Raw genomic sequence first — 22,737 nt, 5'->3', positions numbered from 1 at the left:
TGCGGCAACCCTATTGGACGCGCACGCTGGAGGCGTCGGCGTCCAGCCCGCCCCGCACCCGCACGACCATGCCGCCGGGATGCCGGCCGGCCAGATCCGCGGCCAGGAGCAGGAATTCCGTGCGGGCTCCCAGGTCGTGGATCAGGCCCTTGGCCTGGCCCGGCTCGAGGCGGTCGGCGCCCACCGTCAGCTTTCCGCCGTGGGCATGGAAGGTCAGGGTGAAGTCCGTGGAGAACCGCTGGCCCTGGAGGGTGCGACCCAGGATCGACGCCAGGGCGATGCGGGTGTAGGTTCGGCGGCGGGAGGGCTCCGAGGGCAGGCCCGCCATGAGGATTCCCGGCCGGCCCAGGGGGTGGCGCACGTGGGCGGCGCAGGGCCCGTAGCCCGCGCCGGGGGAAAGGACCGTGCCCCGGGGGGCGGCGCCGGGGGCGGGGGCCGCCGCCGGGCGGTAGCCGGGGAGCGCCGCGAGGTGGGAGGCCAGGGAGGCCGCGCGGGGAAGGTTGGTCTCGAGGGACGCGGCGTTGCGGGTGATGGACAGGTCCTGGAGTTCCTGGGGGGTGGCCAGGGGACTGGCCACGGCGCCGCCGAAGTAGGTCTCCATGAGCGCACTGGTGACGGGCATCCGCCTTCCCACAGCCGTGTCCACCGTCCTGTCCTTGAAGGGGCCCGGGGCGTTGCCGGTGATGGGGCCACGCACGGTGTCCAGGGCCGCGAGCCAGCTTCTCACCGCCGCGGGGCTGCCCCGGTGGCCGTGGGCGTCCTGGTACAGGGAGCGAATGACGGGGGAGGAGGCCACCTCCTGGCCCGTGGCGCGCCAGACGAAGTCCACGGTGACGTGGCGGCCCGGGCCCGCCCCGGCGGCCTCGAGCTCCAGGTCCACCTGGCCCGAGGGCAGGACCTGGAGGGCACGGAGGCGCTCCGGGGCCAGGGTGAAGGCACCGTAGGCGGCGGTGACGGTCTGGTGGTAGCGCAGCTTGTTGGCGGCCTTGAAGGCGGCGGCGTCGGCGGCGCGCTGGCGCACCCAGAGCACGGAGGCGGGGCCCAGGGGATCCCCGATGGCGGGGCCGTTCCGGGGGCCCGGCTGGGAACCGCCGGTGGAAGCCTTGCCGTACAGCCCCGGCGGACCGTAGCCGGCGGCGAGTTCGGCGAGGTTGTTGGCCGAATCCCCCGCGCCGATGATGGCGAGGGTCTTTCCGGCGTAGGGGGCCATGAAGGACGCCGCCGCGCCGGGGTGGAGCCGGTTGCGCTCCAGGATCCGGGTCGCGCGCGCCGTGATGTGCTCGAAGGTGTCCACGGCCGGGGCGGGGTGCGCGGGGTCGTCGGGCGGCGCCACCTGGCCCAGTCCGCTGGCCACCAGGATGCGGTCGGCGGTGAGCTGGGGGCCGCCCCCCCGCACCTGGATCGCCAGGCCCTGGCCCGGGCTGGGCTCCAGGCGCTCGGCCTGGACCCCCAGCCAACAGTCCGCGCCGCTGGCCAGCACCGCCAGTTCAGTCAGGTCGGCCAGGTGGTAGGGCATGAGGAAATAGGGCGTGTCCCGGACGGTTCCCGGATCCAGGAGATCCCGGGCGGCCAGTGACAGCCCCGGGAACCGGTTGGTGGAGGCCGGTCCCCGCTCCGGGCTGTTGATCCAGGTGAAGCGACCGAAGGTGCGGAAGGTCTGTCCCGGGCGCGGGTTCTCCTCGATGAGGGCCACCTTCAGGGCCGGATTCGCCCGGCGGAGGTTGAGGGCGGCCACCGCCCCCACGGGGCCGGATCCCAGGATGGCGACGTTGTAGTGGTAGGGGCCCTGGGCTGCGGCCAGGGCCCGGGAGCGGTCCTGCACGGTCCTGTCCAGGGCCTCCATGAGGATGGGGCGGAACAAGGGACGGGCGAGTGTCTTGAGTAATTTATCACTTGAGGGGGCGGCGCTGTCGGTGCCGCCCGCCGCGGCCCAGATGCCCGCGGGGCTGAAGCAGGCGGCCTTCACCGCCTCCCGCACCGCCGGGTGATCCAGGATGGGATCCCCCGCCAGGGCCAGGTTCAGGGCGGACACCCGGGGATCGGCCGAAGGGGGGGCGGGGATGGGGGTAGAGCTGTCCCCGTGTTTGGCCGGTGGGTGGGAATTGCAGGCGAGAAGGAGGGCCAGCAGGAGGGGCACAGGGAGAGGGATGGGACGCTGCATGGGCAACCTCGACATAAAATATTAATATATTCCGTCGAGATTGCCAATCAAGCTGATTTAGGTGCGCATGCCGGAGCCGGAGGGAGGGGGGCCTCCTGTGCCCAACCCGAATGCCTCGCGTGGAATCCTGTTCATCCCGGACATCACTGTTCATCCCTGTTCCGCAGGGCCAGCGATGGCATGGGTCGGCGCGCAAATTACCCACATTCGCCGACCCATCCAAGCCTTGGCCCTGCGGAACAGGGATGAACAGTGATGTCTGGGATGAAGGGGATGAGGCCTACGGGTTCCCGGCTACCTCCGGCCCCCGGGGCCCTTGCCCATGGTCCGGCCGATGGAGCGGATCCGGGCCTCCATGCAGCCGTGGCAGACCTGGGCGGTTTCGTGGACGCAGGCCTTGCCGGGGTAGATCTCGTAGAGGACCCGGTACTCGGGGGGGGTGACGTTGGGCATGACGACGTTGGCGCCGCGGCACAGGCCCAGTTCGCGCCCGGCCTTGGGGTCGAGGGTGGCCAGGGCGGTGGTGCTGGGGATGTTGGACCGGGGGCAGACGATGCGGGTGAGGGCCACGGCCTTGAGGGTGGTCAGCTCGTCGTTGGGCACCTGCCGGTCCGGAGGCGCCAGGTAGGACGCTGCGTCCGGGCCCCCCAGGGGGGTTCGGGGGCTGGGCAGGAAGGGGCCGATGCCGATCATGTCCATGTCGTAGCGGCGGAAGGTGTCGATGTCCTGGGCGAGGATCTCCCAGGTCTGGCCGGGGATGCCCACCATGACGCCGGTGCCGATCTCGTAGCCGAAGGCGCGCATGCGGTCCAGCTGGGCCATGCGGTCCGAGAGGGTTCCGGGCAGGGAGGGGTGGATGACGTCGTAGAGGGCGGGGTCGCTGGTCTCGAAGCGCAGCAGGAACCGGTCCGCGCCCGCGGCCTTCCAGGCCTTGAGTTCGTCGTCGTCGCGCTCGCCCAGGCTGAGGGTGACGGCCAGGGGCGTGGTGGTCTTGATCTCCCGCACGATGTCGGCGATGGTCTCCGCCCTGAGGCCCGGGTCCTCCCCGGACTGCATGACCACGGAGCCGTAGCCCAGGCGGTGCGCCTCCCGGGCGCAGGCGAGGATCTCGGCGGGGGGCATGCGGTAGCGGGTGATGCCCTGGGAGCAGGCGTTGATGCCGCAGTAGGCGCACTGGCGCACGCAGAAATTGCTGATCTCGATGAGGCCGCGCAGGTGCACCTCGTCGCCCACGTTGGCCGCGCGCACCGCGTCGGCGCGCGCCCACAGCTCCTCCAGGCGGGCCTCGTCGGTCTCCTGGAGCCAGTGAAGGATCTCAGTTCGCTGCATGCGTGGACTCCAGCAGGGCCTTGGCGGCGGGGAAGGGCTCCAGGGCCCGCTCGAAGATCCCCAGGGAATACGCGATGGTCAGGCCGTAGTTGGTGAGGGGGACCCCGGCCTCCCGGGCCCGGTGGATGCGGCTGAGCATCTCCCGGCGGTTGCCGGTGCAGTTGCCGCAGTGCACCACGAGGCCGTAGGGCGTGAGGTCCTCGGGGAAGTCCCGGCCCTGCACGTGCTCGAACTCCAGCCGGGCCCCCACGTACTGGGTGAGCCACCGGGGGATCTTGACGCGGCCGATGTCCTCGCCCACGGGGTGGTGGCCGCAGGTCTCGGCCACCAGGACCTTGTCGCCGCCCTTGAGGCGCTCGATGCCCAGGGTCCCCCGCACCTGCTCGGCCAGGTCCCCCTGGAAGCGGCTCATGAGGATGGAGAAGCTGGTCATGGGCACGTCCCGGGGCACGTCGGCGGCCACCTTGAGGAAGGCCTGGGAGTCGGTGACCACCAGCGCGGGAGGCTCCTTGAGCCGCGCCAGGGCGGGCCTCAATTCGCGCTCCTGCACGACCATCACCATGGACTCGCCGTCCAGAAGGTCCCTTATGGCCATGACCTGGGGCAGGATGAGCCGGCCCTTGGGGGCCTCCTTGTCGATGGGCACCACCAGCACGGCGAGGCCCCCGGGCGGCACCAGGTCCGACACCAGGCGGCGGTTGTCGAAGAAGTCCGCCGGGGCGAGCCGCAGCAGGGCCTCCTTGAGGGCGGGGATGCCCATGCCCCGCAGGGCGCTCACGGCCACGAAGGGCAGGTCCGCGGGGTGGCGGGGGGCGGCGTCGCCGCCCAGATCGGCCTTGTTGTGCACCACCAGGGCCGGCACCTTGCGGGCCTGGAGCTCGGCCAGGAGCCCGGCCTCGAATTCGCCCCAGCTGGTGCCTTCGGTGACGATGACGCCCAGGTCCACCCGGTCCAGCACGGCGCGGGTGCGGGCCATGCGCAGCTCGCCCAGGGCCCCCTCGTCGTCGACCCCGGCCGTGTCCACGAAGAGCACGGGGCCCAGGGGCAGGAGCTCCATGGGCTTTTCCACCGGGTCGGTGGTGGTGCCCTTCACGTCCGAAACGATGCTCACCTGCTGCCGGGTGAAGGCGTTGAGGAGGGAGGATTTGCCCACGTTTCGGCGGCCGAAGAGGCCGATGTGCAGGCGTAGGGAGCGGGGGGCGGGTTGGGTCATGGGCGGGGTTTCCTGAAGCCGAGGCGGCCCACCGCCTCGGGGCTGGTGAGCTCGTCGAACTGGGCGGCGGTGAAGAAGCCCTCCTCGATGCCGGCGGCGCGCAGGCCGCGGCCCGCGGCCCGGGCCACCAGATCGCTGACGCGCTCGTAGCCCAGCAGGGGCAGGAGGGCGGTGGCGGCGGCGGTGCCGTTGACCACCTGGCTCCGGCACCGGTCCTCGTCGGCGGTCATGCCCTCCACGCAGTGGGCGCGCAGGATCCCGCAGGCCCGGGCCAGGAGATCGAAGCTCTCCAGCAGGCTGTGGGCGGCCAGGGGCAGGAAGGGGTTCAGTTCCAGGGAGCCCATGGCCGCGGCCGTGGAAAGGGCCTGGTCGTGGGCGATGGCCAGGATCGCGGCCTGGGTGGCGGCTTCCGGGATCACCGGGTTCACCTTGCCGGGCATGATGGAGCTTCCCGCCTGGCGCGGGGGGAGCCGCAGCTCGCCCAGGCCCGCCTCGGGGCCGCTGGAGAGCACGCGCAGGTCGGTGGAGATCTTGATGAGGGTGGTGGCCAGGGCCTTGAGGAGGCCCGAGACCTCCACGAGCGCATCGAGGTTCTGGGTGGCCTCCACGAGGTTCTCGGCCCGGGCCAGGCCCATGCCCGTGAGCTCGCGCAGCTCGTCCACCACCCGGAAGATGTAGTCCGTGGGCGCCGCGAGCCCCGTGCCGATGGCGGTGCCTCCCAGGTTCACCACCCGCAGGCGCTCCTCGGCCTTGGCCAGGCGCCAGCGGTCGCGGTTGAGGGCCTCGGCGTAGGCGCCCATGGACCGCCCCAGGGTGGTGAGCACGGCGTCCTGCAGCTCGGTGCGGGCGACCTTGACCACGTGGGCCATGGCCTTCTCCTGGGCCTGGAAGGCCTCCTGGAGGGCCAGCACCTGGCGCTCCAGTTCCCGCAGGCCGCGGATGGCGGCGATGCGCAGGGCGGTGGGGAAGGTGTCGTTGGTGCTCTGGTGGAGGTTCACGTGGTCCAGCGGCGAGACGGTCCCGTAGTCGCCCCGGGGCAGCCCCAGCAGCTCCAGGGCCCGGTTGGCCAGGACCTCGTTGACGTTCATGTTGGTGGAGGTGCCGGCCCCGCCCTGCAGGGCGTCCACGGCGATGTCCGCGTCCAGGAGGCCGTCCATGAGCTCCCGGCAGGCCCGCTCCAGGGCGTCGGCCCTGGCGGGGTCGGGGAAGAAGCCCAGGTTCCGGTTGGTGCGAAGCGCGGCCAGCTTCACGGCCCCGAAGGCCCGGATCAGCGCGGGGTGCACGGCCCGGCCCAGCAGCGGGAAGTTCTCCAGGGCCCGGGCGGTGTGGACGCCGTGGCGGGCCCCGGCCGGAACGGCCAGTTCTCCAAGGGTGTCCTTCTCCCTGCGGGTCGCGCTCATGGCCTAAGGATAGGATACCGGCGGGGTCTCCGTTCCTGAGATTCCGTCACAGCCCTGCGACCCCGGTCACAACTCGCCGCGGCCCGGGCCGCGGGGGTGGTTGAATTGAACCTGCGCGAATGAGAGGAGTTCACGAATGTCGGACTACCGGATCAAGGAACACCCCATTCTGCCCATCCCGGCGGAGCCCACCCTGGCCTTCACCTGGCAGGGCAGGGAACTCAGGGCGAGGGCGGGCGAGACCCTCTCCTCGGCCCTCTTCTCCAACGGGATCCGCACCTTCGGGCACCACCACAAGGACGGCGCCCCCATGGGCATCTTCTGCGCCAACGGCCAGTGCGCCCAGTGCTCGGTCATCGCCGACGGGCTGCCGGTGAAGTCCTGCATGGTCCCCGTGAAGGAGGGCATGGTGGTGGTCCCCCTGGACGGCAAGCCCACGCTGCCGGAGGTGGGGGAGGGGGACCTGGCCTTCCGCGACATCGAGACCCTCAGCGTGGAGTGCCTCATCCTGGGCGGCGGCCCCGCGGGCCTCTCGGCGGCGGTGGAGCTGGGCAAGGCGGGGGTGGGCGTCGTCCTGGTGGACGACAAGGCCGATCTGGGCGGCAAGCTGGTGCTGCAGACCCACAAGTTCTTCGGGTCCATCGACGCCTGCCACGCGGGGACCCGCGGCATGGACATCGGCCGCAAGCTGGAGGCCGAGGTCCGCACCTACGAGAATGTGCGCATCTGGACCAACAGCAACGCCCTGGCGGTGTTCTCGGACCGCAAGGTGGGCATCCTGCGCGAGGGGCACTACGTCCTCGTGCAGCCCCAGGTGCTGCTGGTGGCCACCGGCGCCCGGGAGAAGTCCCTGGTGTTCCGGGGCAACACCCTGCCGGGGGTCTACGGCGCCGGCGCCTTCCAGACCCTGGTGAACCGCGACATGGTCAAGCCTTCCGAGCGGCTCTTCGTCATCGGCGGCGGCAACGTGGGCCTGATCGCGGCCTACCATGCGCTGCAGGCCGGCATCGAGGTGGTGGGCCTCTGCGAGGCCCTGCCCGAATGCGGCGGCTACAAGGTCCACCGGGACAAGCTGGTGCGCATGGGCGTGCCCATCCACACCAGCCACACCGTCGTCTCCGCCAACGGGGACGGGGAGGTGGAGTCGGTGACCATCGCCAAGCTGGACGCGGCCTGGCGGGTGGTGCCGGGCTCCGAGAAGACCTTCAAGTGCGATACGGTCCTGGTGGCCGTGGGGCTGGAGCCGGTGAACGAGTTCCTGAACAAGGCCAAGGATTTCGGGCTTCCGGTCTATTCCGCCGGCGACGCGGAGGAGATCGCCGAGGCTTCGGCGGCCATGTTCACGGGCAAGATCCGGGGCCTGGAGATCGCCAAGGCCCTGGGCCGGGACACCGGGGACGTGCCCGCGGAGTGGCACCGCACCGCCGCCGTGCTCAAGTCGCGCCCGGGCGCCACCATCACCGAGGAGATCCCCGAGGACGAGAAGGGGGTCTTCCCGGTCTTCCACTGCAGCCAGGAGATCCCCTGCAACCCCTGCACCAGCATCTGCCCGCAGGGCTCGATCATGATCGAGGGCAACGACATCCTGGGGGTGCCCACCTTCAACGAGAAGGACTGCATCGCGTGCGAGCAGTGCGTGGCGGTCTGCCCCGGCCTCGCCATCACCCTCCTGGACTACCGCCGGGGCGGCGACGAGGTGCTGGTGTCGATCCCCTACGAATTCCCCGGGTCGACCCTCAAGGCCGGCGACACGGTCACGGTGCTGGACACCCTGGGCCGGATCCTGGGCAACGTGAAGGTGGACCGGGTGCGCTCGCCGAAATTCGCCGACCACGCGATGCTGGTGAAGGTGCGGGCGCCGCTGGACATCGCCAAGCAGATCGCGGGGATCCGGGTGCAGCAGCCCTGGGTCTCCGAGCCCATGGCCGAGAAGGTGGAGCGGGTCGCGGACGACGAGATCGTCTGCCGCTGCGAGCGGGTCACCGCCGGCGAGATCCGGGCCCGGATCCGGGCCGGGGTTCGGGACATGAACGAGCTCAAGGCCGCCACCCGGGCCGGCATGGGCGCCTGCGGCGGGAAGACCTGCCCCAGCCTCATCCGGCGCATCTTCCGGGAGGAGGGGGTGAAGGATTCGGAGATCACCGATTTCACCCAGCGGCCCATCTTCATGGAAGTGCCCCTGGGGGCCTTCGCGGGCGTGGTGACGGGGGAGGGCCCCGTGCGGGACGTGGCGCGCGCGCACGCGGTGAGCGCCTTCCAGGGAGGTCTGTGATGAGCACCGCCGTCTACGATGTCATCGTCATCGGCGCGGGCAGCGTCGGCATGCCCACGGCCATGTATCTGGCGGAAAAGGGCCTGAAGGTGCTCTGCCTGGACCAGTTCGCCTCCCCGGGCCAGGGCAGCAACAAGTGCGCCATCGGCGGCATCCGCGCCACGCACTCCGCCCCCGCCAAGATCCGCCTCTGCCTGGACAGCCTGGAGACCTTCGGGCACTGGAAGGAGGAGCACGGCTGGGACATCGAGTGGGCCCGGGGCGGCTACGCCTTCGTGGCCTACCGCGAGCACGAGGAGAAGCTGCTGAAGAACCTCCTGGTGCTGCAGAAGAAGGCCGGCCTCAACATCGAGTGGAAGGACCGGGACGAGCTGCTGGAGGTGGCCCCGGGCCTGCGCCGGGAAGGCCTCCTGGGCGGGACCTTCTCCCCCGAGGACGGCTCGGCCTCCCCCATGCGAAGCTGCCTGGGCTTCCACCGCCGCGCGGTGGAGCTGGGGGTGGACTGCCGCTTCAACGAGCGGGTCACCAGCATCATGCGGCGCAAGGGCAAGGTCGTGGGCGTGCGCACCGACAAGGGCGGCTACGCCACCGCGTGCGTCGTGAACGCGGCGGGCCCCTGGGCCCGCGCCGTGGCCCAGGCCGGGGGCCTCGACGCCCCGGTGGTGCCGGACTGCCACGAGGCGGGCATCAGCGAGGCCGTGGCCCCCTTCCTGGATCCCATGGTGGTGGATATCCGCCCCGCCCCCGGCTCCGAGAACTTCTACTTCTACCAGCACAAGCCCGGCCAGGTGGTCTTCTGCATCACGCCGAACCCGCCCGCGGTGGGCTCCGACCGCCGGGAGACCAGCGCCTACCTGCCGATGATCGCCCGGCGCATGGTGGACCTCATGCCCAAGCTGGGCAACCTGAAGGTCCGCCGCACCTGGCGCGGCCTCTACCCCATGACCCCCGACGGCGCGCCGCTGGTGGGCCGTTCCGCGGGGCTTGAGGGCTACATCGACGCCATCGGCATGTGCGGCCAGGGCTACATGCTGGGTCCCGGCGTGGGCGCACTGGTGGCGCGCCTGGCTACGGACAGCCTGCGGGAAGGCGACGCCGCCGTCCTGGAGGAACTGAGCCCCGCGCGGGTCTTCGGGGGGGCGGAAGCCCTCAAGTAGGCCGGCTACTCCAGCGCGGCCTTCACGGCCTGGATGAAGGACTGGACCCGGTAGGGCTTCTGCAGGAACCCCGCCAGCCCCTCGCCCCTGAAGCGGGTCACGGCCTCGGATTCGTTGAATCCGCTGCTGAGGACCACCGGGGTGGCGTGGCCCCGGGCCCGCAGGGCCGCGAAGGCCTCGGCGCCGTCCATGTGGGGCATGGTGAGGTCCAGGATGATCAGGCGGATATCGGCCTTGTGGGTCTCGTAGAGCATGAGGGCCTCCATGCCGTCGGCGGCCAGCAGCGCGTCGAAGCCCATCTGGGTGAGGATTCCCGCGGCCATGGTGCGGATGCTCTCCTCGTCGTCCACCACCAGGATGGTGCCCGCCCCGTGGAAGAGCTGGAGGGCCTCCGGACCGGGCTGGGCGCCGGCGGGGGCGCTGGTGGCGGGGAACAGGAGCTTGAAGGTGGTCCCCTTTCCCACCTCGCTGTAGACGCGGATGCCGCCCCCGTGGCCCTTGATGATGCCCTGGATGGCGGAGAGGCCCAGGCCCCGGCCCGAGAACTTGGTGGTGAAGAAGGGTTCGAAGATGCGCTTCTGGGTCTCGGGGCTCATGCCGGACCCGTCGTCGGCCACCTCCAGGGTGACGAAGGTGCCCGGGGCCATGGGCTGGCTCTGGAAGGTGCGCTCCAGGTAGTCGGCGTCCGCGCTCATGACGCCGGTGCGCACGGTGATGGTGCCGGGGTTGTCGCCGATGGCGTCGGAGGCGTTGATGACGAGGTTCATGACCACCTGCTGGAGCTGCGAGGCGTCGGCCTGGATCAGGGGCACGGTCCGGTCCAGGCTGTAGCGCATGGTCACCTTCTTGGAGATGGAGATGGTGAGCAGGTGCGTCATCTCCTCCACCAGCACGTTGAGGTGGATGGGCTTGATCTCGAAGGTGCCCCGGCCGGAGTAGGCCAGCATCTGCCGGGTGAGGTTGGTGGCCTTCACCACCAGGCTCTCGATGGTCTTCAGGCGGGTGGAGGCGGAGGCGGTGGGGCTGATCTCCATCTGGGCCAGGCCCAGGTTGCCCAGGATGGCGCCCAGGAGGTTGTTGAAGTCGTGGGCGATGCCGCCGGAGAGGACGCCCAGGGATTCCAGCTTCTGGCTCTGGAGCCGGGCCTGTTCGGCCCGCTTGCGCTCGGTGATGTCCGTGCAGATGGCGCCGATGCCCCAGTTCCGCCCTTCCGCGTCCACCAGGGGGAACTTCTGGGCCAGGTAGTCGTGGACGGAGCCGTCCCCGTGGGTCCAGCGCTCCTCCACCTCCACGGCCTGGGCGGCCCCCAGGACCTTGCGGTCCAGCAGGGCGACCTCTCCGCCCCGGGGCTCCGGCAGCAGCTCCAGGTCGGTCCTGCCCAGGATCCGCTCCGCGGGCAGGGCCAGGAGGGCCTCCATGGCCGGGTTGATGAGGAGGTACCGGCCCTCGCCGTCCTTGAAGGCGATGGCGGCGGTGGCGTGGCGCACGAAGCCCTGGAGCCGGGCCTCGCTGCCCCGGAGCCCGCGGTCGGAGGCGGCGGCGCTCTCCTCCAGCTCCCGGGCGAAGGAGGCCATGCGCGCCTCGGCGTCCTTCTGCATCGTGATGTCCCGGGTGATCTTGACGAACCCCGTCAGGGCGCCTCCGGGATCCCGCAGGGCGGTGACCACCACGTGGGCCAGGAAGCGGGAGCCGTCCTCGCGGACCCTCCACCCCTCCTGCTGGCAGGTGCCGTATTCCTCCGCCAGGGCCAGCACCTGGGCTGGGAGGCCCGCGGCCACATCCCCCGGTTCGTAGAAGCAGGAGAAGTGGCGCCCCAGGATGTCCCCGGCCTCGTAGCCCTTGAGCCGCTGGGCGCCCTGGTTCCAGGAGGCCACCCGCCCCTGGGGATCCAGCATGAAGATGGCGTAGTCCTTGACCTGCTCGATGAAGAGCTGGAAGCGCTCCTGGAGTTGCCGCCGCTTCTCGGTCTCGGCCCGGAGGGCCGGGGAGTCCGCGAAGAGCTTCTGGAAGAGGTTCACCATGGGGCATCCGGGGCGTTGCCAGGAGTATGGCTCCCTGCGACCCGGATTCAATGTCAAAAATCGGCCATGGGTAATGGAATCAGTGATTAATCCCCAGGGGCCGGCTCGCCGGCGAAGCCTTCCACCCGCCTGAACAGCGCCAGCACCGTGGTGCTGGTCCAGAGGTTCAGGAGGGTGCCGAAGAAATTCCCCACCCACATGCCGGGATGCGTCAGGCGCACCCAGGGGGTGGGCGCCTCCCCCATGGGCGTGAGGGCCAGGGCCAGCACGGCCATGTAGGCCAGGTACAGGGCCGCCAGGGCCAGGACGACCAGCATCACCCGGCGCCAGGCCCGCACCATCATGCGCAGGCTGCCCCGGGCCGCCACGGGCAGCGGTTCGCCCCGCAGCAGGACCCGCAGGGGCGCCCACCCGAAGGCGAAGAGGATCATGAGGCCCGGCACGATGAGCAGGACCATTCCCAGGAAGACCCCGGCGTACAGGAGGATCCGGGCGGCCATGGCCGGCATCCACCGCTCCTCGAAGAGGTGCGCCCACCCCGCCGGGGGGTTCAGGGTCCGGTCCCCCCGGCTGGCGTCCGCTTCGGCCAGGAAGCGGGGGATGACGTACATCTCCAGGGGTATCAGGCATGCGAAAGTGAGGACGAAGCGCACCACGTCATCGTCCGGCAGGCCCACCTTGATCTGGAGCAGGGGCGGGAGGGCCGCCAGGACCATGCCCGCCGCGGCCAGGGCCAGGGAAGCGAGGGGACGCCGGGCCAGGAGGGCCATCCCCTCGGAGAAGCTGGCGAGATCGGATTTGGGTGACTTGATCATTCTCTGAGGGTAGCGCGTTATGATCGTGGGCATGAGTCAACTGGCCCCATGTCTGCTTGTGGCGAGTCCAATGCTCCTGGACCCGAACTTCCTCCACTCGGTGGTGCTCCTGGTGGAGCACGACGAAGCCGGCGGCATGGGCGTGATCCTCAACCGCCCCCTGCCCGTGACCCTCCAGCAGATCTGCCAGGAGAGCCGCCTGGCCTTCACGGGGGACGAGGACGCCACCGCCTGGCGGGGCGGCCCCGTGGATCCCCAGCGGGGCATCATCCTGGTGCGCGGGGGCCTCCCCGAGGCCGAGGACACGGTCCTGGACTTCACGGATTTCATCAGCTACCGCAAGGACCTCCTGGAATCCCTCCTGGTGGAGCCCCGCTCCACCTTCCGGCTCTTCCTGGGCTATGCGGGCTGGGGAGCCGGGCAGCTGGACCAGGAGATCCAGGAGGGGGCCTGGGTGCGGGTGCCCCTGAACCCCGAATGGCTCATGCCGGAGGATCCCCAGGAGCTGTGGCCGTTGGCGATCCAGTCCATCACCGGGTAGCGTGTCCCGGCAGACCCTAGGTCATGAATCGATAGGTTGCACGAAGTGATCTGGCCCCAGCTTTGACCTGACGTTCTTTATCCTGCCTTTTCCCCTGGATCCTGTTTATCCCCGTTTGAACTTCGCGGGGAGTTGTCGGCACCTCTGGGTCCTGGACGTCAAGCAACATGCGCTCCGACCCACCTCTGCGGCAGCCCTGCGGAAACAGGGATGAACGCCGATCCATGGGATGAACCGGGATCGGCTCAACCGGGAATGGCCCCTTCATCACGGTTTCAAGGCACCTGGGGTTTGCCGGCACACCCTAGGCGATCCCCTTCGCCGCCTCCGAAGCCAGCCGGTCCACGCGCTCGTTTTCGGGATGCCCGGCGTGGCCCTTCACCCAATGGGCCTCCACCCGGTGTTTCAGGCAGAGGGCGTCCAGTTCCTTCCACAGTTCCACATTGAGCACCGGCTTGCCGTCGGCCTTGCGCCAGGCCTTGGCCTTCCAGCCCTTGATCCAGGACTGGATGCCCTTCACCACGTACTGGCTGTCGCTGTGCAGGGCCACGGAGCAGGGCTTGGTGAGGAGCTTCAGGCCCTCGATGGCGGCGGTGAGCTCCATCTTGTTGTTGGTGGTGCCGGCCTCGGCGCCGGAGCCCTCCCGTTCCTTCACGCCGTCGGTGGTCTTCACGCGAAGCAGGAAACCCCAGCCGCCGGGGCCGGGGTTCCCGAGACACGCGCCGTCGCAGTAGAGCTCGACCTGCACTAGACCTTCGCCATGTGGGGGCGGGTGGCGTCCACGGCGAGGCGGATGCTCTTCTGCAGGAGCTCCACGCCCAGGTCCAGGTCCTCGGTGGCCAGGTTGAGGGCGGGCCGGAACCGGAGGCCGTTGTGGCCGGTGGAGAGGATGATCATGCCCAGGTCCTGGGCCTTGGACACCGTGGTGGTGCGCAGGGCGGGGGTGGCCATGTCCAGGGCGCAGAAGAGGCCCTTGCCGCGGGGGTTGCTGGTGAATTCGGGGAACTCCGCGTGGATCTCCTGGAGGCCCTTGAGCAGCCGCTTGCCCTGGGTGGCGCAGTGCTCCACCAGCTGGTCCTCGACCATCACGTCGATGATGCGGGTGCCGCGGACCATGTCCACGAGGTTGCCGCCCCAGGTGCTGTTGATGCGGCTGGGCACCTTGAACACGCCCTCGACCTCGTCCAGGCGCGCGCTGGCGGCGATGCCGCAGCACTGGGTCTTCTTGCCGAAGACGAGGATGTCGGGGCGCACGGCGTGGTGCTCGTGGGCCCACCACTTGCCGGTGGCGCCGAAGCCCGTCTGAACCTCGTCGAAGATCAGGAGGAACTCGTGCCGGTCGGCCAGGACGCGCAGGGCCTGCAGGAACTCGGTGCGGAAGTGGTTGTCGCCGCCCTCGCCCTGGATGGGCTCGATGATCAGGCAGGCCACCTCGGCGGGATCCTGCCGGATCACGGCCTCGATCTGGTCCAGGGCGACCTTCTCCATCTGCTCGACCTTGGCCAGGTTCTCGGCGTCCAGGGGGAAGGTGATCTTGGGATTGGGGATGCGGGGCCAGTCGAACTTGGGGAAGTACTGGTACTTCCTCGGGTCGGCGGTGTTGGTGAGGCTGAGGGTGTAGCCCGAGCGCCCGTGGAAGGCCTCCTTGAAGTGGATGACCTTGGAGCCCTTCTCGGGAAGGCCCTTCTCCAGGTTCTTGCGCACCTTCCAGTCGAAGGCGGCCTTGAGGGCGTTCTCCACGGCCAGGGCGCCGCCGTCGATCCAGAACAGGTGGGGCAGGAAGTCCGGGGCCGCCTTGGTGGCGAAGGCCTCCACCCATTCGGCGTAGGCGGTGGTGTAGATATCGGAGTTGGCGGGCTTGTTCACGGCGATGGAGCCCAGCCTGGCCTGGAAGGCTTCGTCCCTCAGGCGGGGATGGTTGTGGCCCAGGGGCGCGGTGGCGAAGAAGGTGTAGAAGTCGAGGTAGCGCTTCCCGTCGCGGGCGTCCACGATCCAGGACCCGTGGGATTTCTCCAGGTCCATGACCATGTGGAAGCCGTCCACGAGGAGATGGCGGCCGAGGACGTCGAAGACCTCGGAGGGCTGTACATGGGTTTCCTGCGATTTTTTCATGGCGGCCTCGGTTATGAGCCAGACTACCATGGGGTTCCTGGGGGCTCGAAGTGCATACTATGATCGATGTCACAGACGCGAGGCTTGACGCGGCGGGAATCCGGGAAGAGCTCCTGGATCCGGGCGCGGGCGCCGTGGTGGTCTTCGAGGGCTGCGCCCGGGACAACCACCAGGGCCGGAGCGTGGACCTCCTGGCGTACGAGGCCTTCACGCCCATGGCCCTGCAGGAGCTGGCCCGCATCCGCGGGGAGGCCATGGAGCGCTTCGGCCTGATCCGGTGCGTCATCCACCACCGCACCGGCGAGGTCCCCCTGCTGGAGGCCGCCGTGGTCGTGGGCGTCTCCTCCGGCCACCGGAAGGAGGCCTTCGAGGCCGTGGCCTGGATCATGGACCGCATCAAGGAATCGGTGCCCATCTGGAAGCGGGAGAACTACCGGGATGGGGAGAAGGCCTGGGTGGAAGGCGAGAACCGGCAGTGAAAACTGGCACGACCTCTGCACCGTCCCCGGTCAGAGGTGCCCACCCATGGATCCCGCATACTACGTCGCAGCCGGAAGCCTGAAGGCCCGTTCCTTCCAGCTGGACACGGTGTCGAACAATCTGGCCAATTCCGCCACGGTGGGCTACAAGCCCGAGAAGAGCTTTTTCGCGGTGTTCAACAAGGCCGTGAACGACGGCTCGGGGCTGCCCCTGTCCGGGTTCCTCAACGACGGCACCGTCCTGGCCTCCCGGGGCACGGATTTCTCCCAGGGCACCCTCAAGACCACGGGCCGGAACATGGACCTGGCCCTCGAAGGCTCCGGGTTCTTCCTGGTGCAGACGCCCTCCGGGGTGCAGGCCACCCGGGACGGGCGCTTCGGCCTGTCCAAGACCGGGGAGCTGCAGACCCTGGACGGGGCCCAGGTGCTGGGCAAAAATGGCCAACCCATCCGCCTGGACGTGAACGATCCCGCCTTCACCGTCCTGGGCGACGGCACCGTCATGCAGGGCCCCGAGGCCCGGGGCCAGATCGATATCCGGGACTACGCCAACCTGGATGCCCTCCAGCGCATGGGGTCCAACCGCTTCGACCCCGCGGGCACCCCCGCCAAGGCCGCCACGGCCACGGTGGTGCAGGGCTCCCTGGAGCAGAGTTCCGTGGACATGGCCACCTGCATGATCGACATGATCCGCCTGAACCGCCTTTTCGAAATGAGCATGAAGGTGGCGTCCACCATCACCAACGACATGGACAGCCGCAGCATCTCCGATGTGGCCCCGCGCTGAAAACCCCCCATCCTAGGAGCCTCCCATGATGAGAGCCATGTGGTCCGCCGCCGCCGGCATGAACGTGCAGACGACGAACATGGACACCATCTCCAACAACCTGGCCAATATCAACACCACCGGGTTCAAGAAATCCCGCGCGGAGTTCCAGGACCTCCTGTACCAGACCATCAACACGGCCGGCACCAACACCTCCACCTCCACGACCTACCCGGGCAATATCCAGATCGGCCATGGGGCCCGCCTGGCGGCCATGGTGAAGGAATTCACCACCGGCAGCCTCAAGAACACCAACAGCCAGTTCGACATGGCCATCGAGGGTTCGGGCTTCTTCCGGGTGACCATGCCGGACGGGACCTTCGCCTACACCCGGGACGGCTCCTTCAGCCTGGACCAGAACGGCAACATCGTGAACGCCAACGGCAACCCCCTGGACCCCCAGGTGACCATCCCCCAGGACGCCCTCAGCGTCACCATCGCCACGGACGGCACCATCTCCGTGACCCAGCCCGGCCAGTCCACCCCCCAGCAGGTGGGCCAGATCACCATTTCGAATTTCATCAACCCCAATGGCCTCAACGCCATGGGCCACAACCTCTACCAGCCCACCCTGGCCAGCGGCGACGCCATCGACGGCACCCCCGGGCTCACCGGCCTGGGCACCATCCAGCAGTACTTCCTCGAGGTTTCCAACGTGGACATGGCCGAGGAGATGGTGAACATGATCATCGGCCAGCGGGCCTACGAGGCCAATTCCAAGACGATCCAGACCGCCGACAGCATGCTGCAGCTGGTGGCCGCCCTCAAGCGCTAGCCATGCGATTCCTGGCCGCATTCCTCCTGGGCGCCGCCCTCCTCGGGGCCGAGCCCGAGGTCGCCCTCCCCCCGGGGGACCAGCTCCACGCCCAGGCCCTGGCCTACGCCGAGGCCCAGGTGGCGGGCCGGGACGGCACCTACACCTTCCGGGTGCTCTCCACGCCCATCCTGCCCCGGTCGCCCAAGGGGCCCCTGTCCTTCGAACCGGCCCACCTGAGCCGGCCCGATCTGGCCGGCAGGTTCTACGTGTCCTTCAACGCCATCGGGGGTGGGCGGACGCTGGGGATGGTGCGGGTGGACATGGAGGGCCTGTGGAAGGGGCGGCTGCTGCGCTTCCGGGCACCCCAGACGCGCCGCACGGTGCTGGATGCTGGCCAGCTGGAAACCTTCGACTTCGAAGGCGTCCCCCCGGCGGGGGCCCTGCGGGAGGTGCCCGAGGGCTCCCGGCTGCGCGGCCCCGTGGCCCAGGGGAAGATCCTGGTGCGCACCGACGTGGAGGCCATCCCCCTCATCAACGCGGGGGACCCGGTCCGCCTCGCCCTGGTGGACGGCGCCCTTTCCGTCACGGTGGACGCCCTGGCCCGGTCCAGCGGGGCCGCCGGGGACAAGGTTAGGCTGGAAATGCCCACCACCCGCAGGATGGTCCAGGCGGTGGTGACCGGCCCGGGGGAGGCCCGGGTCCAGTGGGCCGGATCGAAATAGGTGGCGGCCCTGGGCCAAAGACAATAGTCTGGAGCCTTGACAGGAGCTCGCCATGGCCCACGACCATGATCACAATGACCCCAATCACGCGTGCGGCTGCGGCCACGACGAGGACCATGCCGATGAAATCGAGGTAGTCGAGCTCGAGGACGAGAACGGCGAAAAGGAGGAGTTCGCCATCCTGGAGGAGGTGGACTTCGAAGACCGCCACTTCGCCATCATGGCCCCCCTCGCCGAGGTCCAGGCCTACTCCGAGGCCGGCGAAGCCGGCGAGGACACCGAAGGCGACAGCAACCTGACCATCGAGATCTTCGAGGTCAAGGGCGACGATTTCACCATCCTCGAGGACGAAGCCTTCGCCCAGCGCCTCCTGGCCCACCTGGACGAACTCTCCGCCAAGCTCGAGGAAGAGGAAGGCAAATAACCTTCCCTGCCTCATGATCTGTGGCATTCTTGTGACATGAGGACGGATTCTGTTAAGACCAAGGGTCGGGTGCTTCTCCTGTGCGGAGACCCCGCGGGTCTGCAGAGGCAGTTCCAGGGGGAGGATCTCCCCCTGGAGCAGGTCCGCCTGCGGGACTACGTTTCCGTGGACGAGATCGCCCCGGGCTGGGTGTGCTACTACTTCGGCCAGCGCCTGGAGGACTTCCCGTACCTGGGCCTCCTGTGCGACGGGGCCTTCCCGGTGCACGAGGGGTTCGTGAAGCGGGGCGGCTTCGAGGTGGCCGTGTCCGGCAAGCGCCACGGCATCGGCAGCCCCCGGGAGGCGGCGCCCTATGCCGAACGCGCCTCGGGCATCCGCATCGTCATCGCCGAGAGCTTCGACCCGGCCTACCGTGCCTGCTGCCATTCCCTGGGCCTGCTCACCTCCACGGACCTGTCCCTGGTGGACCGCATCCGGGGCGGCGAAGCCATCCCCATGTCCGCGTTCACCGATGGGCTGGACGCGCTCACGGCTGAGATCATCCGCCAGGGCGGGCTCTTCGACTTCACCCGGGCCCGGCGCGACGGGACGGCCATGATCCCGGTGCCGAGCCGCGGGCCCGCGCCCATGACCTACGGCGAGAAGATCCTGGCCCGGGCCGCGCGGAACGGGGCGGGCCGCGGCCTGGCTTCCGTGGCCCCGGGCGACGGCATCCTGGTGAAGGCCGACTGGCGCTTCTCCCACGAGACGGTGACGCCCCTGGCCGTGGCCATGCTCCGCAAGGGCCTGGGCGAGGAGGTCCCCATGGAGGACCCCGGCACCATCCTGGCCTTCCGCGACCACCTCACCTTCATGGGGCGGTTCTACACCCAGGACGAGGGCCAGCCCGGGCTCATGGAGGTGGCCCGGCGCATCAAGAAGCTCCAGGAGGAGTTCTGCGCGGCGAACGGCATCCGCCTCCACGGGGACGTCGCCGATGGGGGCTGCGAGGGCATCTGCCACCTGCTCATGGCCGAGCGGTACGCCCTGCCCGGGCAGGTCATCGTGGGCACCGATTCCCACACCTCCCACAGCGGCGCCCTGGGCGCCCTGGCCTTCGGGGTGGGGGCGGCCGACATCGCCACCGCCTGGGTCACCGGGGACGTGCGGGTCACCGTGCCTCCCACCGTCCTGGTGCGGCTCAAGGGCCATCTCCAGCCCGGCGTCTACGCCAAGGACCTGGTGCTCCACCTCCTGACGCTGCCCTTCTTCCGGGACGGGCACGTGCGGGGGCACATCATCGAATACGCCGGCGAGGCCCTGGGGGCCCTGCAGATCGACGAGCGCGCCACCCTCACCAACATGGCCGCCGATTTCGGCGCCTTCGCGGGCGTGATGGCCCCGGACGAGGAAACGGTGCGCTACCTGGCGGAGCGCCGGGGGGCCCGGTTCGCCCTGGAACCCTGGATGGCCGGGGACCCGGGGGCCGCCTACGCGGACCACCTGGAGGTGGACTGCGGCCGGGTGGTGCCCATGCTGGCCTCCCCGGGCTTCGCGGGAAACGGCCTGCCCCTGGATTCCCTGGACCGGGACGTGCCCGTGGACATCGCCTACGTGGGCAGCTGCACGGGCGCCAAGCGCGCCGATCTGCAGAAGGTCTACGACGTGGTGAAGTGGGGTCTGGACCGGGGGCTCACGGTGCCCCTGCGGGTCCAGTTCTTCATCCAGCTCGGCAGCGAGGACGTGCGGGCCCACGCGGAATCCCAGGGCTGGCTGGACGCCTTCGAGGCCGCCGGCGCGCGGGTGCTGGGCCCCGGATGCGGCGCCTGCATCAACGCCGGCCCCGGCGTCTCCACCCGGGCCGAGCAGGTCACCATCAGCGCCATCAACCGCAACAACCCCGGCCGCAGCGGCCCCGGCCAGGTGTGGCTGGCGAGCCCCGCCACCGTGGCGGCCAGCGCCCTGCGGGGATCCATCTGCGGTTTCCGCGCGCTGGCGGGAACCCCCTAGGCGCCGCCGGCATCGAAAGGGACAGGGAAGGGCCCGCGCGGGTCCCCTTGTGGAGAGCTTGATGCACGCAGAAACGAACCTTCGGACCCTTCTGGAAGCCCTGCTGGGCACCCGGCGCGCGGAGGACCTCCTGGCCTCCGTGGCCGTTCCCGGCCCGCTCCTGGAACCGCGGGGGCCCAGGGTTTCCCGGGGCCAGCTGGCCTTCGCCATGAACCTGATCCTCCTGAGGGACCTGCAGGAGCGGGTGCCTTCCGCGCGGGCCTACATGCTGGACGTGGCCGCGGCGGGGGGCCGGGTGGTCTTCGACCACGGCGCCCTGCGCACCGTGCTGGCCCCCAGCGGACCGCTGCCCCCGGGGGAGGCGGCCATCACGCGCATCCTGCGACCCCTGGGCTACGAACTGGCCGACGTGTACCCCCTGGACCGCCTTTCCATGACGGGCCGCGCGTACCGCCACGTGGACCTGCCCGAGGGCATCCCCCAGTTCTTCCTCAGCGAACTCCACCCCGGGGCCTTCAGCCCCGCCTTCCAGCAGGCCGTGGCCCGCGTGCTGGCCACCTCCCGGGATCCCCTGCCGGAGCGGGCCCGGGCGCCCCTGGCGGAGCTGGAAGGGACGGGGAGCCTTCCCCTGGAGGACGCCCGGGCCCTGCTGCCCGACCTGGTGGCGTGCTTCGACCGCCAGCACGAGCCCCCCACCCTCGCCGACTACCGGATCCTCTACCAGGAGAGCGCCGAGATGGCCTGGATCGCCACCGAAGGCAACGCCTTCAACCACGCCACGGACCGCGTGGCCGACGTGGAGGCCCTGGCGGTGGCCCAGAAGGAGCTGGGCCGGTCCATGAAGGAGACCGTGGAGGTCTCCGCCAGCGGCCGGGTCCTCCAGACCGCCTTCCAGGCCGACCCGGTGGAGCGGCCCTTCCGGGACCTGGAAGGCCACATGGTCCTGAAGACCGTGCCGGGCTCCTTCTTCGAATTCATCACCCGCAGGCCCCTGGCCGGCGGTGGCCTGGACCTGGGCTTCGACACGGGCAACGCCCAGGCCATTTTCAAGATGACCGCCCCGGGGAGCTACTGAGTGGACGCATTGCTGGAGGACCTCACCGCCCTGCTGGGCCCGGGGGCGGTGCTCGCCGACCCCTCCGAACGGGAGAAGTACGAGACCGGATGGCGCTACGGGAAGGGCAGGGCCCGCGTCGTGGCGCGCCCCTCCACCACCGCCGAGGTGTCGGCCTTCATGGCGTACTGCCACGGGAAGGGGCTGCGGGTCATCGTCCAGGGGGCCAACACGGGCCTCGTGGGCGCCTCGGTGCCCGACGAGGGCGGGGCCATGGCCGTGCTCAGCCTGGAGCGCCTGAACCGCCGCATGGAGATCGATCCCACGGACCGCACCGCCCTGGTGGACGGCGGCGTCCTCCTCAGCGCCCTCAACGGGGCCCTGGCGGAGCACGGCCTGCACTTCCCCGTTGACCTGGGCGCCGATCCCCAGATCGGGGGCATGATCGCCACCAACACCGGCGGCACCCGGCTCCTGCGGTACGGCGACGTGCGCCGGAACCTCCTGGGCCTGGAGGTGGTGCTGGCCGACGGCACCGTGGTGGACACCCTTTCGGCCCTGCGCAAGAACAACACGGGCCTGGACTGGAAGCAGCTCTTCACGGGCACCTCGGGCCTGTACGGCGTGGTCACCGGCGCGGTGCTGCAGGTGGCGCCCCTGCCGCGGCAGCGGGCCGTGGCCCTGGTGGCGCTTTCGGGCGGCGGGGCCGTGCTGGATCTGCTGCGGAGCCTGGAGGGGGGCCTCTTCGAGGTGTTCACGGCCTACGAGGTGATCTCCGGGGAGGCCCTGGCCGCCGTGTTCCGGCACCAGGAGACCCTGCGCAACCCCTTCGACGAGGTGCCGCCCTACACGGCCCTGGTGGAACTGGCCAGTTCCCTGCCGGAATCCAGCCTCGACCTGGCCTCGCTCCTGGAGGAGGCCCTGGGCGCCCACATGGAGGCCCACGGGGAGGGCGTGCTGGACGCGCGCTTCGGCAAGCCCGCCGAATTCTGGGCCATCCGCCACCACGTCTCCGAGAGCCTGCGCGGCGAGGGCAGGGTCCTGGCCTTCGACATCGCGGTGCCCCGGTCGGGCCTCCCCGCCTTCACGGAGGCCGTGAAGGCCTGGCTGGGCCGGGAGCACCCCTTCATGCGGGTGTGCGACTTCGGCCACTGGGGCGACGGCGGCACCCACCTGAACCTGGTGTGGCGGGAGGCGGACAGCCCCCTCCCCGCCGCCGAACTGGTGCCCCGAGTGCAGCGCAAGGTCTATGACCTGGCCGTGCTGGAGCACCGGGGCAGCTACAGCGCCGAGCACGGCGTGGGCCCCCACAACCAGCACTACCACGACCTCTACACTCCCCCGGCCGTCAAGGCCGCGGGCGCGGCGCTGCGGGCCCACTTCGACCCGGAGGGCCTCCTGGGGATCACCCGGCTCTGGTGAGACGGGGCCCATTCCCCGAAACCCGGGGCCATTTCTGGTACCT

19 protein-coding genes are annotated in these 22,737 nt (G+C 70.1%); 11 read left to right on the top strand and 8 right to left on the bottom strand.

Going from position 1 to position 22,737, the window contains the following annotated elements; translation table 11 throughout:
• Nucleotides 1-10: 10 nt before the first annotated feature.
• The 4 genes from R2J76_RS13765 to R2J76_RS13750 form a co-directional block, all read right to left on the bottom strand.
• A complete protein-coding gene (locus R2J76_RS13765) occupies nt 11-2,161 on the bottom strand; it encodes an FAD-dependent oxidoreductase (protein WP_316412205.1) in 2,151 nt (716 codons plus the stop codon).
• A gap of 294 nt (nt 2,162-2,455) precedes the next feature.
• Nucleotides 2,456-3,490, bottom strand: a complete 1,035-nt coding sequence (hydE, locus tag R2J76_RS13760; protein ID WP_316412204.1) for a [FeFe] hydrogenase H-cluster radical SAM maturase HydE — start codon at nt 3,488-3,490, stop codon at nt 2,456-2,458.
• Nucleotides 3,477-4,703, bottom strand: a complete 1,227-nt coding sequence (gene hydF, locus R2J76_RS13755) for a [FeFe] hydrogenase H-cluster maturation GTPase HydF (protein ID WP_316412203.1) — start codon at nt 4,701-4,703, stop codon at nt 3,477-3,479. The genes hydE and hydF overlap by 14 nt, the downstream gene beginning before the upstream one ends.
• A complete protein-coding gene (locus tag R2J76_RS13750; RefSeq protein ID WP_316412202.1) occupies nt 4,700-6,103 on the bottom strand; it encodes an aspartate ammonia-lyase in 1,404 nt (467 codons plus the stop codon). The genes hydF and R2J76_RS13750 overlap by 4 nt, the downstream gene beginning before the upstream one ends.
• A 136-nt stretch (nt 6,104-6,239) precedes the next feature.
• Between R2J76_RS13750 and R2J76_RS13745 the strand changes: the two genes are divergently transcribed.
• Both R2J76_RS13745 and R2J76_RS13740 read left to right on the top strand, forming a co-directional pair.
• Nucleotides 6,240-8,375, top strand: coding sequence for an FAD-dependent oxidoreductase (locus tag R2J76_RS13745; RefSeq protein WP_316412201.1), 2,136 nt, complete (start codon nt 6,240-6,242; stop codon nt 8,373-8,375).
• A complete protein-coding gene (locus R2J76_RS13740; protein ID WP_316412200.1) occupies nt 8,375-9,532 on the top strand; it encodes an NAD(P)/FAD-dependent oxidoreductase in 1,158 nt (385 codons plus the stop codon). Before R2J76_RS13745 ends, R2J76_RS13740 begins: the two co-directional genes overlap by 1 nt.
• A gap of 5 nt (nt 9,533-9,537) precedes the next feature.
• On the opposite strand, the gene R2J76_RS13735 is transcribed toward R2J76_RS13740, so the two are convergent.
• Nucleotides 9,538-11,553 (bottom strand): PAS domain-containing hybrid sensor histidine kinase/response regulator, encoded by a 2,016-nt coding sequence (locus tag R2J76_RS13735; protein WP_316412199.1) that lies wholly within the window; start codon nt 11,551-11,553, stop codon nt 9,538-9,540.
• 86 nt (nt 11,554-11,639) lie between these two features.
• The gene (locus R2J76_RS13730) at nt 11,640-12,368 is read right to left on the bottom strand and encodes a hypothetical protein (protein WP_316412198.1); all 729 of its coding nucleotides are present in this window, start codon (nt 12,366-12,368) and stop codon (nt 11,640-11,642) included.
• Nucleotides 12,369-12,438: 70 nt separating this feature from the next.
• On the opposite strand from R2J76_RS13730, the gene R2J76_RS13725 reads away from it, so the two are divergent.
• Complete coding sequence (locus R2J76_RS13725) at nt 12,439-12,909, top strand: YqgE/AlgH family protein (protein ID WP_316412197.1); 471 nt, start codon at nt 12,439-12,441, stop codon at nt 12,907-12,909.
• Between the two features lie 304 nt (nt 12,910-13,213).
• Here the strand turns inward: R2J76_RS13725 and rnhA are convergent, their stop codons facing one another.
• Together rnhA and lat are read right to left on the bottom strand one after the other, a co-directional pair.
• Nucleotides 13,214-13,657 carry a ribonuclease HI gene (gene rnhA, locus R2J76_RS13720; RefSeq protein WP_316412196.1) on the bottom strand — a complete coding sequence of 148 codons (444 nt, stop codon included), beginning with the start codon at nt 13,655-13,657 and terminating at the stop codon, nt 13,214-13,216.
• Nucleotides 13,657-15,021, bottom strand: coding sequence for an L-lysine 6-transaminase (gene lat, locus R2J76_RS13715; protein WP_316412195.1), 1,365 nt, complete (start codon nt 15,019-15,021; stop codon nt 13,657-13,659). The genes rnhA and lat overlap by 1 nt, the downstream gene beginning before the upstream one ends.
• A 59-nt stretch (nt 15,022-15,080) precedes the next feature.
• Between lat and R2J76_RS13710 the strand changes: the two genes are divergently transcribed.
• The 8 genes from R2J76_RS13710 (at nt 15,081) to R2J76_RS13675 (ending at nt 22,694) form a co-directional block, all read left to right on the top strand.
• The gene (locus R2J76_RS13710; protein ID WP_316412194.1) at nt 15,081-15,500 is read left to right on the top strand and encodes a molybdenum cofactor biosynthesis protein MoaE; all 420 of its coding nucleotides are present in this window, start codon (nt 15,081-15,083) and stop codon (nt 15,498-15,500) included.
• 46 nt (nt 15,501-15,546) lie between these two features.
• Nucleotides 15,547-16,287 (top strand): flagellar hook-basal body protein, encoded by a 741-nt coding sequence (locus R2J76_RS13705; protein ID WP_316412193.1) that lies wholly within the window; start codon nt 15,547-15,549, stop codon nt 16,285-16,287.
• A gap of 25 nt (nt 16,288-16,312) precedes the next feature.
• A complete protein-coding gene (flgG, locus tag R2J76_RS13700; RefSeq protein WP_316412192.1) occupies nt 16,313-17,101 on the top strand; it encodes a flagellar basal-body rod protein FlgG in 789 nt (262 codons plus the stop codon).
• Between the two features lie 2 nt (nt 17,102-17,103).
• Nucleotides 17,104-17,805: a flagellar basal body P-ring formation chaperone FlgA gene (gene flgA, locus R2J76_RS13695; protein ID WP_316412191.1), complete on the top strand. Its 702-nt coding sequence runs from the start codon at nt 17,104-17,106 to the stop codon at nt 17,803-17,805.
• Between the two features lie 52 nt (nt 17,806-17,857).
• Entirely contained in the window at nt 17,858-18,229 is a 372-nt protein-coding gene (locus tag R2J76_RS13690) for a hypothetical protein (protein WP_316412190.1), read from the top strand.
• Between the two features lie 69 nt (nt 18,230-18,298).
• Nucleotides 18,299-20,218 carry an aconitase family protein gene (locus tag R2J76_RS13685; RefSeq protein WP_316412189.1) on the top strand — a complete coding sequence of 640 codons (1,920 nt, stop codon included), beginning with the start codon at nt 18,299-18,301 and terminating at the stop codon, nt 20,216-20,218.
• Between the two features lie 61 nt (nt 20,219-20,279).
• A complete protein-coding gene (locus R2J76_RS13680; protein ID WP_316412188.1) occupies nt 20,280-21,293 on the top strand; it encodes a DUF1338 domain-containing protein in 1,014 nt (337 codons plus the stop codon).
• Nucleotides 21,294-22,694, top strand: a complete 1,401-nt coding sequence (locus tag R2J76_RS13675; RefSeq protein ID WP_316412187.1) for an FAD-binding oxidoreductase — start codon at nt 21,294-21,296, stop codon at nt 22,692-22,694.
• Nucleotides 22,695-22,737: the final 43 nt, after the last annotated feature.

Source organism: Mesoterricola silvestris (assembly GCF_030295405.1).
Lineage (GTDB): Bacteria > Acidobacteriota > Holophagae > Holophagales > Holophagaceae > Mesoterricola > Mesoterricola silvestris.
Note: the sequence above shows the minus strand (reverse complement) of the source record. Positions and strands in the feature narration are given on the sequence as shown.

Coding starts and splice junctions, on each gene's coding strand:
- R2J76_RS13765 (WP_316412205.1), bottom strand. CDS start 2,161: ATGCAGCGTCCCATCCCTCTCCCTGTGCCCCTCCTGCTGGCCCTCCTT.
- hydE (WP_316412204.1), bottom strand. CDS start 3,490: ATGCAGCGAACTGAGATCCTTCACTGGCTCCAGGAGACCGACGAGGCC.
- hydF (WP_316412203.1), bottom strand. CDS start 4,703: ATGACCCAACCCGCCCCCCGCTCCCTACGCCTGCACATCGGCCTCTTC.
- R2J76_RS13750 (WP_316412202.1), bottom strand. CDS start 6,103: ATGAGCGCGACCCGCAGGGAGAAGGACACCCTTGGAGAACTGGCCGTT.
- R2J76_RS13745 (WP_316412201.1), top strand. CDS start 6,240: ATGTCGGACTACCGGATCAAGGAACACCCCATTCTGCCCATCCCGGCG.
- R2J76_RS13740 (WP_316412200.1), top strand. CDS start 8,375: ATGAGCACCGCCGTCTACGATGTCATCGTCATCGGCGCGGGCAGCGTC.
- R2J76_RS13735 (WP_316412199.1), bottom strand. CDS start 11,553: ATGGTGAACCTCTTCCAGAAGCTCTTCGCGGACTCCCCGGCCCTCCGG.
- R2J76_RS13730 (WP_316412198.1), bottom strand. CDS start 12,368: ATGATCAAGTCACCCAAATCCGATCTCGCCAGCTTCTCCGAGGGGATG.
- R2J76_RS13725 (WP_316412197.1), top strand. CDS start 12,439: ATGCTCCTGGACCCGAACTTCCTCCACTCGGTGGTGCTCCTGGTGGAG.
- lat (WP_316412195.1), bottom strand. CDS start 15,021: ATGAAAAAATCGCAGGAAACCCATGTACAGCCCTCCGAGGTCTTCGAC.
- R2J76_RS13710 (WP_316412194.1), top strand. CDS start 15,081: ATGATCGATGTCACAGACGCGAGGCTTGACGCGGCGGGAATCCGGGAA.
- R2J76_RS13705 (WP_316412193.1), top strand. CDS start 15,547: ATGGATCCCGCATACTACGTCGCAGCCGGAAGCCTGAAGGCCCGTTCC.
- flgG (WP_316412192.1), top strand. CDS start 16,313: ATGATGAGAGCCATGTGGTCCGCCGCCGCCGGCATGAACGTGCAGACG.
- flgA (WP_316412191.1), top strand. CDS start 17,104: ATGCGATTCCTGGCCGCATTCCTCCTGGGCGCCGCCCTCCTCGGGGCC.
- R2J76_RS13690 (WP_316412190.1), top strand. CDS start 17,858: ATGGCCCACGACCATGATCACAATGACCCCAATCACGCGTGCGGCTGC.
- R2J76_RS13680 (WP_316412188.1), top strand. CDS start 20,280: ATGCACGCAGAAACGAACCTTCGGACCCTTCTGGAAGCCCTGCTGGGC.